This window comes from Mycolicibacterium arcueilense, assembly GCF_058536225.1.
Genome location: NZ_JBZTYL010000007.1, coordinates 652,837 through 665,682 on the forward strand (window position 1 = coordinate 652,837; position 12,846 = coordinate 665,682).

General features: G+C 65.8%; 11 protein-coding genes. 5 read left to right on the forward strand and 6 right to left on the reverse strand.

Annotated features, from left to right (window positions below; genetic code table 11):
• Positions 1–8: 8 nt before the first annotated feature.
• From AC4LGL_RS07305 to AC4LGL_RS07315, 3 genes are all read right to left on the reverse strand, one after another.
• The gene (locus AC4LGL_RS07305) at positions 9–3,488 is read right to left on the reverse strand and encodes an indolepyruvate ferredoxin oxidoreductase family protein (RefSeq protein WP_491838132.1); all 3,480 of its coding nucleotides are present in this window, start codon (positions 3,486–3,488) and stop codon (positions 9–11) included.
• Positions 3,489–3,651: 163 nt separating this feature from the next.
• Positions 3,652–4,134, reverse strand: coding sequence for an Lrp/AsnC family transcriptional regulator (locus AC4LGL_RS07310; RefSeq protein ID WP_055111379.1), 483 nt, complete (start codon positions 4,132–4,134; stop codon positions 3,652–3,654).
• A 37-nt stretch (positions 4,135–4,171) separates the two neighbouring features.
• Positions 4,172–4,864 (reverse strand): TetR family transcriptional regulator, encoded by a 693-nt coding sequence (locus AC4LGL_RS07315; RefSeq protein WP_491838133.1) that lies wholly within the window; start codon positions 4,862–4,864, stop codon positions 4,172–4,174.
• A 145-nt stretch (positions 4,865–5,009) separates the two neighbouring features.
• Between AC4LGL_RS07315 and AC4LGL_RS07320 the strand changes: the two genes are divergently transcribed.
• On the forward strand, positions 5,010–6,062 hold the full coding sequence (locus tag AC4LGL_RS07320) for a ferredoxin reductase (protein WP_491838134.1): 1,053 nt from the start codon (positions 5,010–5,012) through the stop codon (positions 6,060–6,062).
• Positions 6,063–6,100: 38 nt separating this feature from the next.
• Entirely contained in the window at positions 6,101–7,249 is a 1,149-nt protein-coding gene (locus tag AC4LGL_RS07325; protein WP_491838135.1) for a fatty acid desaturase family protein, read from the forward strand.
• Here AC4LGL_RS07325 and AC4LGL_RS07330 read toward each other — a convergent pair.
• The gene (locus AC4LGL_RS07330) at positions 7,239–7,754 is read right to left on the reverse strand and encodes a GNAT family N-acetyltransferase (protein WP_491838136.1); all 516 of its coding nucleotides are present in this window, start codon (positions 7,752–7,754) and stop codon (positions 7,239–7,241) included. The genes AC4LGL_RS07325 and AC4LGL_RS07330 overlap by 11 nt on opposite strands.
• Before the next feature lie 45 nt (positions 7,755–7,799).
• On the opposite strand from AC4LGL_RS07330, the gene AC4LGL_RS07335 reads away from it, so the two are divergent.
• The gene (locus AC4LGL_RS07335; protein WP_491838137.1) at positions 7,800–8,408 is read left to right on the forward strand and encodes a TetR/AcrR family transcriptional regulator; all 609 of its coding nucleotides are present in this window, start codon (positions 7,800–7,802) and stop codon (positions 8,406–8,408) included.
• Positions 8,409–8,498: 90 nt separating this feature from the next.
• Positions 8,499–9,815: a flavin monoamine oxidase family protein gene (locus AC4LGL_RS07340; protein ID WP_491838138.1), complete on the forward strand. Its 1,317-nt coding sequence runs from the start codon at positions 8,499–8,501 to the stop codon at positions 9,813–9,815.
• Between the two features lie 20 nt (positions 9,816–9,835).
• Here AC4LGL_RS07340 and AC4LGL_RS07345 read toward each other — a convergent pair whose 3' ends face one another.
• Positions 9,836–11,380 (reverse strand): HNH endonuclease signature motif containing protein, encoded by a 1,545-nt coding sequence (locus AC4LGL_RS07345; protein ID WP_491838139.1) that lies wholly within the window; start codon positions 11,378–11,380, stop codon positions 9,836–9,838.
• Positions 11,381–11,448: 68 nt separating this feature from the next.
• Entirely contained in the window at positions 11,449–12,201 is a 753-nt protein-coding gene (gene nei2 / locus AC4LGL_RS07350) for an endonuclease VIII Nei2 (protein ID WP_491838140.1), read from the reverse strand.
• Positions 12,202–12,303: 102 nt separating this feature from the next.
• On the opposite strand from nei2, the gene AC4LGL_RS07355 reads away from it, so the two are divergent.
• Positions 12,304–12,840, forward strand: a complete 537-nt coding sequence (locus tag AC4LGL_RS07355; RefSeq protein WP_491838141.1) for a TrmH family RNA methyltransferase — start codon at positions 12,304–12,306, stop codon at positions 12,838–12,840.
• The last annotated feature ends 6 nt before the right edge of the window (positions 12,841–12,846 follow it).

The following is a 12,846-nucleotide window of genomic DNA, read 5'->3' on the forward strand; positions in this document are numbered from 1 at the left end:
GTGGATGGTCAGGCGGTGATGCCGAGGTCGCGCAGGCGCGCCCGGTACAGCTCGACGTTGCCGAGCTTGACGTCCTCGTAGCCTCGGACCAGGTCGGGCAGTCCGGCCGCCTCGACGGCGGTGTCGTAGTTGTCCGTGCTCAATGCGGCGGCAAGCCTGAGCACCATGTCGGTGTAATGGGACAGCAACTGCCGCTCCACTTTCCGGACATGGGCGTAGCCGAACGGATCCAGCTTGGTGCCGCGCAACACCTTGGCCTTGGCGAGCAGCTTCAGTGCCACATGCGATCTCGGCCCGAACCCGACCTTCTTCGAGCGGCCCATCGCACGCAGAGCGGGCGGATGCAGCCGATAGGTCAGATTCTCACCGTTGGGCACCTGCGCCTGCACGTCGGCCAGGAAGGCCGGATCGACCAACAGGCGCGCCACTTCGTACTCGTCCTTGTAGGCAGTGAACTTGTGCAGTCCCCGCGCGACGGCCTCGCTGAATGCCGTCTTGTCGGTGACAGCACGCTCCGACTGCCAGACTGACTGCACCGCATTGACGTAGCGGCGGGCGATTCTCGCGCTCTGGTAGCGAACCAACTCAGCCGCACGCAGTTCGACCAGGCGCCGGACCTCGCCGTCGAAGGTGGTTCCGGTCAACAGTTCCGGGCTCGCAACAGCGGGCGCGCTTTTCGGCCGCGCTGCATCCACCGCGGCGGCGAACGCAGCCGGATCGGCGACCGCGAACCGGCCCCAGCGGAATGCCGCGACGTTGGCGGCGACCGCGACGCCGTTGATGCCGATGGCCTCTTCGATGCTCGCCTCGGGGAGGCGCAACCCGCCGTTCTGGAATGCGGCGCCGATGACCAGGAAGTTGGCCGCGGCGGTATTGCCGAACAATGCCTCGGCCGCGGCGAGCGCGTCGAAATGGGTGAGTGCCCGGGTGGCCACCGCGAGCCGGTCCAGCAGCGACTGGGTCTCGGGGTAGGCAACCGACTTGTCGTACACCATGTCGCCGGTAGGGGTCTGGCTCGTCGAGGCGACGGCGACCGTGCGCTCCGGACTGCTGTAGGCGAGGTTGCGGCTGTCGGTCGCCGTCAGTAGGTCGATCGCGACGATGCAGTCGGCGCCGCCCGGGGTGAGCCGGTTGGCGGGCTCCAGCGCAGTGGTCGAGAACCTCAGGTGGGATACGACCGGTCCGGCCTTCTGGCTGAGCCCGATCTGGTCGAGGCTTTCGACCTGGTAGCCGGCGCGCAGCGCGGCCGTGGCCAGAACCTGGTTGACCGTGACGATCCCGGTGCCGCCGATGCCTGCCAGTAGGACATTCTGGGTGCCGGTAGGGATGCCGAAGCCCGGGTCCGCGACACGCGGCGGCTCGGCGCTCTTCCGTCGGGCTGTCTTGCGGCCCTTGGTGTCCGGCGTCAGCTCCACCGTGACAAACGACGGGCAGTCACCGTCGAGGCAGCTGTAGTCGGTGTTGCACGAGGTCTGGTCGATACGGGTTTTGCGTCCGAATTCGGTATCGACGGGTTGCACGGACAGGCAGTTCGACTTGGTGCCGCAGTCGCCGCAGCCCTCGCAGACCGCTTCGTTGATCACCACACGGGTGTTGCGGGTGGGCAGGGTGCCGCGCTTGCGTTGGCGGCGAGCGTCGGCGGCACAGTGCTGGTCGTAGATGAGGACGGTGACGCCCGGGATCTCGCGCAAGACTTTCTGTGCTTCATCGAGCCGGTCGCGGTGCCAGAGCAGCGTGCCCTTGGCGAGGGCTTTCCTGTTGTGCCGCTTGGGTTCGTCGGCGCAGACGATGATCTGCCGGACGCCTTCGGTGGTGAGCTTGTGGGTGAGTTCGGCAACACCCAGCCCACCCTCGACGTCCTGCGCGCCGGTCATGGCGACGACCTCGTTGTAGAGCAGTTTGTAGGTGATGTTCACCCCGGCCGCGATGCAGGCCTGCACCGCAAGCTGACCGGAGTGGAAGAAGGTGCCGTCGCCCACATTCTGGAACAGGTGCGGCACATCGGTGAACGGCGCCTGCCCGATCCACTGGCTCCCTTCGCCACCCATCTGCGTCAGGCCGACCACGGCACTGTCTCTGCGGCCCGACATGGTGACGAGCGTGTGGCAGCCGATGCCGCCACCACCGATCGAGCCCTCGGGGATCGCGGTGGAGCGGTTGTGCGGGCAGCCGCTGCAGAAGTATGCGGTTCGCTTGGCGGACAACACTTCCAGTGACAGGGAGGGTGGCGGCATGCGCTTCACCTCGACATGGTCGCGCAGCACGCGGCGCAGCGGCGCCAGCAGACGACCGGCGGTCAGCTCGCCACCGAGCGGGAACAGTGGCGCGCCGGCAGCGTCGGACTTCCCGATGATCTGCGGCGTATCGGCGGTGCCGTAGAGGATTTCGCGGACCTGTGTCTCGATGAACGCGGTCTTGTCCTCGACGACGATCACCTGCTCGAGGCCACGGGCGAACTCCCTGACCGACTGCTGCCCGACCGGGTAGGGCATCCCGATGCGCAGCAGGCGGATTCCCGCCCGGTGCAACGCCGCGTCGTCGACGCCGAGGTCGAGCAGCGCCTGACGCACCGCGTCGAATGTCGTGCCGGTGGCGGCGATGCCGACCTTGGCGCGCATCGGGGCTACCTCGACGACGTCGAGGTCGTTCGCCGTACCGAAGGCACGCACGGTCGCCCAGCGCGGCCCGTACAGGTCGGCCTCGGCGAGCAGGCTGTCCGCCGGGGCGGCCATCGGGCGCTGGCGGTAGGTGAATGGCTGTCCATCCCATTGGATTTCGGGCACCTTGATGGCGAGATCGGACACTTCGGCGTCGACCGTCCACGCGCCGTCGGCGACATCGGCCACGATCTTCATCGCCACGACGCAGCCAGAAGCCCGCGACAGCGCGACACCCTGCATGCCCATCGTGATGATCTCTTCGGCGTTGCGCGGGAACAGCACCGGGATACCCAGTGCGGCCAGGGACCGCTCGCTGACCGCAGGCACCGTCGACGACTTCGATGCCGGGTCATCGCCGACGAGCAGCAGCACACCACCGCGCGGGTTGACGCCGTACATGTTGGCGTGCCGCAGCGCATCGGTGGCGCGGTCGACGCCGGGGCCCTTGCCGTACCAGATGCCGACGACGCCGTCGTGGGTTGCCTTGCCTGCCGGGAGGTCGGTCTGGCTGCCCCAGACGGAGGTGGCCGCGAGTTCCTCGTTGAACCCTGGAGTGAAGACGACGTCATGCTCGGCCAGGACGTTGGGCATACCCAGCAGCATCTTGTCCACGCCGCCCAGTGGGCTGCCCTGGTAGCCGGAGACGAAGGTCGCCACACGGCGACCGGCGCGGAGGTCACGGACATGCTGCTCGACCATCATTCGCGCGATCGCCTGCACCCCGGTGAGCAATACCGGTCCGGCCCCCACTCGATACCGGTCGTCGAGGTCGTACGGCGCGACGGGTTCCGTCGCGGTGAGTTCGGATCGGGACAGCACGCTGGTCACGGATAACCTCCACACTTTCCACAACTCAGATCGTGAGCTGCGAAGCGAGAACTACTAGCAATCGGTGCAGCGAAATCTGCCGTGGAGGGTGATCCGCGTCAATAGTTGGCGAAAATGTTGATCAGATTGCTCAATTGTGACGTGGAGCACTGTGATCCACGCATCATTTTGTTGAGTGCTGAGTCAGATGCTGTACGAGGGGCAGCGACCGGTATTCGACCGGAGTCGCCATCGCGAGCATGGTTTCCGAATGCTTGACGCCGTCGATCCGATGCACTTCCTGGATGAGCCGCAGTAGCTCCTCTTGGGTCTGGGCGGCAATGCGGACCAGGAGATCGGCCCGGCCGGTCGTTGCGTGCACCTCCAGCACGTGGGGGACTGCGCGCAGCGCGTCGATGATGGCGTTCATCTTGTTCTGGTCGGTTTCGATACCGACGAAGGCGTGCACCGCGTACCCGAGCTCCGCCAGGTCGATGTTCGGTGGGAAGCCGCGGACCAGGCCGGATTCCTCGAGCCGCTTCATGCGCGCCTGCACCGTGTTGCGGGCGACCTTCAGTCGCGACGCCAGCTCAAGAATCGGCGTGCGTGGGTCGGTCGCCAATGCCGACAGCAGTGCGGCATCGAGGGCGTCAATCTTGATGGCCATGTGGCATTTTCCCATTGCCACGGTTCGGGTGGTGACGTCAGCGGCTATTCCAGCCCGCGACGCCGACCACGATCATGCGGAGCTGCTTACGTGCGGTCTGCTTGATGTCTGCGAGCGCCTTCGCGTCGTTGGCGTCCTCGATGGATTCCGCCGTGACCATCATCGAATTGACGAACAGCCCGGACAGGATATTGAGATCCTCGCTGCTCCATGTGGTCAAGCCGGGTAGCCGGGCCAGGTCGATGGCCAGCTCGGAGGTGATCAACCGGATCTCCGTGCGGATCGCATAGCGCACGACAGTGACCCCGGTGTTGCGTTCCCGGCTGATGAAGCGCCAGTGCTCGGGCCGTTCGGCGACGCTGTTGAACAGGATGTCGACCGAGGACTCGATGATGCGCTTGGGGTCGAGCTGGCCGGCGCGACCGCCGCGGAGCATCTCCCGGAGGGCGCGGAAGGACTCGTCGATCAGCACCAGGCCGAGCGCGTCCATGGTTTCGAAGTGCCGGTAGAAGGCGGCAGGCACGATTCCGGCCTCCCGGGTGACCTCACGCAGGCTGAGCGCGCTGAAACTGTCCTCTTCGAGCAACTTCAGGGCGGCCGTGATGATCGCGCGGCGGGTGGCTTCCTTGCGCTCCTCGCGAGACAGGTTGTCCTTGGTTTTGTCCTTGGACCGGGAGCTTGACGAGCGGCTTGACCGCCGGTCTCGTGAACTGGGGCTACGACTGTTCACCGAAAAAAGCTAGCACAGGGACATCGAACGCCTGATCAGAACGATTGTGTATGACATGTCGGCACATTTGTTCACCACGTGATCCGCACAACAACCTGCGGCTTAACCCTTGACGTGAACGTCTCGACGGCTTCATTGTGTACACATGTTCACCGAAACTTTGAGCCGCCGAATCCGGCGCTCCGCCCTGGTTGGGATCCTCACCGGCCCGCACGGCGTGGACCGGTACACCGAGGTTTACGACCGCACCTGGACCGTCAATGACGCCCGCGCCAAGGTGGTCGCCGTCCGTAAGCAGACTCCCCGCAGCGTCACCTTGACCCTGCAGCCCAACGACGCCTGGCGGGGTTTCAAGGCCGGCCAGCACATCAACCTGACCGTGGAGATCGACGGCCGCCGCCGCACCCGGTGCTACTCGCCGGCCAACGCCGAAGGCAGCCCCGTCATCGAGTTGACCATCGGCCTGCACGACGACGGACTGGTCTCGCAGTACCTGTACCGCAACGCAGCGCCGGGCATGGTCCTCGGCCTCGACTCGGTCGGCGGCGACTTTGTCATTCCGGAACAGCGCCCCCGCCGCATCCTGCTGGTCTCCGGCGGCAGCGGCATCACGCCGGTGCTCTCCATGCTGCGCACCCTGCGCGAGGAGAACTTCGACGGCGAGGTTGCCTTCATCCACTACTCCCGTAACCCCGAAGAGGCTGCGTACGCCACCGAACTGGCGGCGACCCCGGGCGTCACGGTGCTGCACAGCTACACCCGTTCGAACCAGGGCGACCTGACCGGACACTTCGGTCCGGACCACCTGGCCGCCGCGATGCCGAACCCCGACGCGGTGTTCGTCTGCGGCCCACCGGCTCTGGTCTCCGCGGTCAAGGGCCTGCTGCCCGAAGCCCGTTCGGAGAGCTTTGTGCCGCCGGTGATCGCCGCGCCGACCGAGGTGTCCGGCGGAACCGTCGCCTTCGCCGAAAGCGTCGTCGCAGTCGTCGACGACGGCCGCTCGATCCTGGAGCAGGCCGAGGCCGCCGGACTGAATCCGACGAGCGGTTGCCGGATGGGCATCTGCCACACCTGCACCCGCAAGAAGATCAGCGGCCCGGTGAAAAACCTGATCACCGGCGCGGTCTCGACGGACCCTGACGAAAACATCGAAATCTGTGTGACCGCCCCCTGCGGCGACGTCCAGATCGACCTCTAGACACCTACTTTCAGCCCTTTTCGAAGAAAGGACACACCATGACTCACTACACCCTGACCCCCGAGCAGTTCGAGACCTTCGGCGCCGAACTCGACTCCATCCGTGAACGCGCGCTCGCCGACCTCGGTGAGCGCGACGCCACCTACATCCGCGACATCATCAAGATGCAACGCAAGCTTGAGGTCGGTGGCCGTGCCTTGCTGTTCCTGCCGCCGGCGTGGCCGATCGGCACGGTGATGCTCGGATTGTCGAAGATCCTCGACAACATGGAGATCGGCCACAACGTCATGCACGGCCAGTACGACTGGATGGGCGATCCGGCGTTGCGCGGCCAGAACTTCGAGTGGGATTCGGCGTGCCCGTCCAATCAATGGCGGCACTCGCACAACTACATGCACCACACCTACACCAACATCGTCGACATGGACCGCGACATCGGTTACGGCGTCCTGCGGATGAGCGAAGACCAGAAGTGGAGCCCGTACTACCTGGGAAATCCGCTGTACGCCTTCCTGCTGATGGTGTTCTTCCAGTATGGTGTCGCGCTGCACGAGCTCGAGACCGAGCGCATCCGCACCGGTGAGATCCGCCTGCGGGACAAGAAGGACATGTTGCGCGAGATGTGGGCGAAGGTGCGCAAGCAGACCGTGAAGGACTACGTGGCCTTCCCGCTGCTGGCAGGGCCGTTCGCGCCATTTGTGTTCGCGGGCAACATGACCGCCAACCTGATGCGCAACGTGTGGTCCTACACGATCATCTTCTGCGGGCACTTCCCGGAGGGGACCCACGAGTTCACCATCGAGGAGACCGAGAACGAGACCCGTGGACAGTGGTACTTCCGCCAGTTGCTCGGCTCGGCAAACCTGACCGGCGGCAAGTGGTTCCACATCTTCAGCGGCAACCTGTCCTTCCAGATCGAACACCACCTGTTCCCGGACATCCCGGCGCATCGCTACGCCGAGATCTCAGGCGAGGTGAAGGAGATCTGCCAGCGCTACGGCCTGCCCTACAACACCGGCCCGATCCACAAGCAGTTCGCCTCCGTCGTGCGCAAGATCGTGCGACTGGCGTTCCCCTGGGGCGGCACGCCCAAGGATGCTGCGCCCAAGGAAGTCCCGGTCGAGCAGGCGGCTGCCAAGGAGCCTGCATCGCAGCCGATCTGCGAGCCCGAACTCGTCAACTGCTGATCGACAGGCTGCACTGAAGCAGCACCGTGTCCAGCCATCGTCCGTGCTTGTATCCGACCGCGCGCAGTCGGCCCGCCTCGGCGAAACCGTGCTTGCGGTGCAGGGCAAGGGATGCCGCCGCCTCGTCGGTGTCGACCACCACGGCGATGACCTCACGGATACCTGCCGCAGTGCAGCCGTCCAGAAGTACTTGCAGCAGCAGGGTTCCGATGCCGCGGCCGGCGGTTTGTGGTGCCAGGTAGATCGAGTTCTCCACGGTGTGCCGATACGCCGGGCGCGGCTTCCACGGTGAGCAGTAGGCATAGCCGACGATCTCGTCGTCGAGTGTGGCGGTGAGGAACGGCAATTCACGTTCACGCGCGGTCGCCAGCCGACTCTCCCACTCTTCGCGATGCGGTGGGATCAGTTCGAACGTGGCGACCCCGGTCTCGACGTGATGGGCATAGATCGCGCTGATCGCATCAAGGTCGTCCGGTGACGTAGCGCGGACGACGGCGTTGGCCATGTTTTCACCCTAAGCTGTCGCTCAGTTGAGGGGAGAGAGGTTCCGATGGCCTACGTCAAGGCAGCCGAGCGTCAGGAGCAGATCGTCGCGGCGGCGATCCGCGTGCTCAGTGACGTCGGAGTGCCGGGGACGACCCTGCGCGCAGTCGCGGCGGAGGCGGGCATCCCGCTCGGCACCTTGCACTACGTGTTTCCGTCCAAGGATCAGATGCTGCGCGCCGTCATTGTCGCCGTCATCGACGATGTCGTCGCCACCGTGCACGGCAGCCTGGAACTCGACCAAGGTCTGGCGCACGCCCTGAGCCACGGTGTCACGACGTTCTGGGAGGCCCTGGTCGAAGGTGACGTCGGCGTGCAGGTCATGCAGTACGAACTGGCGATGTACTCCGTGCGCAGCGAGGGCTCGGAGGGGCTGGCGCGGCTGCAGTACGACCGGTACACCGCGCTGGTCACCGAGTTCTGTGAGCAGTCCGCGAACGCCGCCGGGGAGTGCTGCGCCGTGGACTTCGCCACGCTGGGCCGCCTCGGGCTCGCGATGCTCGACGGGCTGATCATCCAGTACGTGGCGAGCCGGGACCGCGGGCGCGCGCGCCGCGACCTCGACCACGCGATCCAGATGCTGGTGACGCTCGCGGACCCGCAGCCTGCGGCCTAGTGGACTGAGGACGGCGCCGGGCTGTCGCCCTCGGGTCCTCTCGTGCTATAAAAGTCGGACGGTTGACCGACTTAGAAATGGCGGGTCGTGATGACGGCGCAAGATGACGCAACGGAACAGACCACGGTGGTCGTGGTCGGCGCGGGAGTATCGGGGCTGATGGCAGCCCGCGAGCTGCACCGTCGCGGAATCGACGTGCTCGTATTGGAAGCTTCGGACCGACTCGGCGGCCGAACGATGAGCGAGACCACCGCGCTGGGGTCGACGGTCGACCTCGGTGGTCAGTGGATCGGCCACGGGCACCACCGGCTCTCGTCGCTGGTCGACGAGTTCGGCCTCACCAGGTATCAGATGCACACGGGTCCGATGCCCGGCCTCGTCGACCGCTCACGTCGGTTGTCGGCAGCATCGCCGGCTGTGCTCACGGCCGTGTTGGCGCTGGCCGGTGTAGAGGTGTTGTCCCGCACCGGAGTTCCGCAGCGGTGGAACGACAAGACTGTGGACTCATGGCTGCGCCGGGTGCCGGGCCGCACTGCACGCCGGCTGCTGGAAGTGATTGCGGCGGTGTCGTGGACTGCCGATCTGGACCGACACTCGGTGTATGCGATGGCGCGAATGATCCGCCAGCAAGGCGGCGTGCTCACCATGTTGTCGACCAAGGGAGGCGCGCAGGATTCCCTGATCGTCGAGGGTATGCGGGGGCTGGCCGGCGGTTTTGCTGCCGAGCTCGGTTCCCGGATCCGCCTGGGACATAAGGTCGTAAAGATCAGCCGCGACGAATCTGGCGTGACAGTCGAGTCCACCGCGGGCGCGGTGCGGGCCGCCAAGGTGATCGTCACTGTACCGGCGCCAATGGCGCGGTCTATCACCCACCAACCGCCGCTGCCGCCAGAGCGGGCGCGGCTTGCGGATGACACGTATATGGGATCGGTCTACAAGGCCATTGCGGTGTACCACCGGCCGTTCTGGAGGCAGCGCAAGGGTGGTGAGCTCATCGTCCTCGACGGCCCGGGTAGCGGCGTGTTCGACACCAGCCCGCCGGACGGTCCGGGGCATCTATGTGTGCTCGTCGGGGGGCCCGCGGCCCGTCAGCTCGATGGTCTCAGCGCCGATGAGCGTCGCAGGGCCGTGCTGGAACCCTTGATCGGTCACATCGGGCCAGAGGTGCTTGAGCCGGTCAGCTGGCATGAGAAGTCGTGGCAGACCGATGAATACGTCGGCGGCGGCTATATGGCACTGCCCATCGCGGGCACCCTGGACGGGCTACTTCCGTGGCCCTTCGAGCCTGTTGGCCACATCCATTGGGCGGGAACCGAAACCGCGAGCGACCATGCCGGCTATATCGAGGGCGCCATCGAATCAGGTACTCGGGTGGCGCAGGAGGTCGCCCAGGCGCTACCTGCATAGCAGCCCATGATCGCCCTGTCTCAGAAGGGTGGTGGTGGTCCGTATTCTTCGGCGAGCCAGGCTTGGTATTGGCGTTCGACGTCGAGGTCGTTGTTGAGTTCGGCGCGTAGGCGTCGTTCGTCGGCGATGCGGTCTTGTCGGTCTTGTTCGCGGGTGCGGCTGCGTTTGGGCATTTTCGCCGCGCGATTGAAGTTGGGTGGTGCTTGCGGTTCGGGGAGGTTGAGGTCCCCGGTGGGTTGGCCCAGGGTGGGGAACATGCCGGCGCCGTGGGGTTCGGTCACGTGGGTGTGTCCGGTGGGGGTGGTGATCTCGATGGTGCCGTCGGGTCGTTGACGGTCGCTCCAGCCGGGGCAGAACGTTTTCACCAAATGGTGTGCGCGGCAAAATAGTTTGGTGTTCGAGGGATGTGTCGGCCCGGTAGGCCAGGGTGCGGTGTGGTCGATATCGCAGCGTTCGACGGGGGCATCACAGCCCGGGAATCGGCACGTCAGGTCGCGCCAGTGGATGAACTCTGACAGTGCGACCGAGGGGCGGTACTGCGGCTCGCCGGCAGCAGCGGGCTCAGGGCGTTCCGGCTCGGCCGGATCGCTGAGCTCGCCAGGCTCAGCCGTGTCGGCGGCCTCACCGGGTTCCTTCGGCTCGCCAGGCTCCGTGGGCTCAGCCGGGCGCCCGGTGGGTATGCGTACGGGTTTGATCTTGGCGGTGGCGGCCAGGTCGCGTACCGATTCGGCGGGCAGGATGCCATGGCCGGCCAGATACCCCGGATCATCCGAGCGACCGTTCACGGTGGATTGGTTGGCCAGCACGTGCACGATCGCTGCATCCGCGGCGGCGCGTTTTTGTTTGGCGGGGCAGTCGTCGAGTCCGCACAGGCACGGCAGTTGGGATTCGAGTCGGGCGACCGGTCCCACGGCATCGGCGCGGCGCTGTTCGCGGGTGCGGGGGTCGTGTTTGCAGACGGTGTCGGCGACCGCGTCAAGGCGTTGACTGAAGGCGACCCCGTCGGCGGCGTGGAGGTTGGCCCATACCGAGGCCATGCCCGGGGTGCTTGGTTCGACCTGAACGAACCGCCCGTCGTCGATAGGGGGTGGGACTCGTACCCCGTTGGGGTCGAGTTTGGCGATCCATTGATCCACCCGGTCGCGTAGCTGTCGTTCGGAGAACCGCATCCATTTATGCGCCCGGCCGGCGAGTTCCTCATCCAACCCCGTCCACACTGCGGGATCCACGATGCCGGTGCGGGCGATGATCATCCGCACCACCCGGTAGTCGATGTCCCCAACGGCGAACCGGGCCGCCACCAACGGGAGTTTGTCGCGCAGCACCCGGGCGTGATGCACCTGAGTACCGGCGCGGCCACGACTGATCCGCAACGCCGCCGACACTTCGGCGGACACTTCTTCGAACGGATCGGTGGTCCAAAAGATCGATTCGGCCAACTCGTGTTCCCGCAGGCGGTCCAACGCCCCGATCGCGGCCAGCCGCCCCGCAATGGCCGCTGATTCCGCACGGGCCGACGCGGACATCGCGTCGATCAGTGCCACATCGGAATCGCCTTCGAACATGTGTTCGATAATACGCCGACCCCCGGACACGCACAGGCGTTATGTCTCAGGACGTCGATGCAACGGCCTTACGTTTGACAGGTCGGACACCAGTAGGTCACCCGCTCACCGCCGGCATCGGTCTCGATCAGTGTCCCGCAGCGTCGGCATGGTTCACCGGCGCGGCCGTACACCCAGAGCTGACGTCCTGGCCGGGTATCCCCGGTGGTGGTGCGGTTCCAGCGGGACCGGTTGAGCCACAGCATGTCCCGAGCACGTTGCACGACGCGTAGGGGATCGGCCAGCGAGCTCACCGGCGAGGTGGGCAGACGTCCGAAGATAAAACACAGCTCGTTGCAGTAGACGTTGCCCACCCCTGCCATCACCCGTTGATCGAGCAGGGCCGGCGCCAGGGCTCGATCGGGATCAGAAACCAAATTGGCCACAGCGGTGCGCGGCTCCCAGTCGGGGCCGAGCAGGTCCGGCCCCAGATGCTCCACCGCGGCCATATCGGTGTCGCGGTCGAGTACTTCGAGAACGCCGAGATCGATCCCGGTGGCCCGGCTGTCGGCAGTCTCCAGCACGATGCGGATGCGATGCGCCGCGCCTTTGGGCCAGCCGATACGCCAACTGCCCTCCATCTTCAGGTGGGAGTGGATGCTGGCCGGACCAACTCGGATGAACAGGTGCTTGCCTCGGCTGATCACCTCGTCGACCATGTGCCCGGTCAGGTCGACGGTGGCATAGCGCGGAACCCGAATGTCGCAGCGCGTCAACATTTTTCCCGCCAGAGCAGTGCGCAGCGCCGTGGCGGTGTGGAAGACGGTATCTCCCTCGGGCATGTTTTCATTGAACCAGTTGCCATGGAAGTTGGCGGATGCTCGATGGCATAATCGCCCGGTGATAAATTCTCGACTCCGCGGGAAGGGCGTTCCCGCCCCCCGATGAGCGGTACGGCGCCGCAGTCGGCGCCTCGTATTCGTACCCGTAAAGAGATCCACCGGCAGCGCCGCTCGGGCCGTCACCAGTGTTGGAACCACATCATCGTCGCGCCGCTGTGGCCCAAGCATGGGGTCAATCTCGGCACGCTGCTCCGCACGTGCGATGCGGTGGGCGCATGTCTGGCCGTGCCCCGGTTGCCATGGGTTCCCGAGGCTCTCCGTAAGGGAAACACGCTGCGGCACAGGTCGTGCGTCCATTGGATCTACGGCGACGTCGTCGGCTGGCTGGACAAGCAGCGGGAGCGATCAACGCGCATCATCGGCGTCGAACTCACCGACGAGTCGATCCGCCTGGCGGACCTGCCTGCGGCGCGCTCCCGCACCGTGGTGGTTCTCGGCAACGAGGGCGGCGGTATACCTTCCGATGCAATGGAATTGCTTGATCTCGCGGTCGAGATTCCGATGGTGGGTACGGGCCACAGCCTCAACGTGGCTGTCGCGGGATCGCTCGTGCTGTACAAGGTCGCAGGCCTCCTGTGAGGCCGG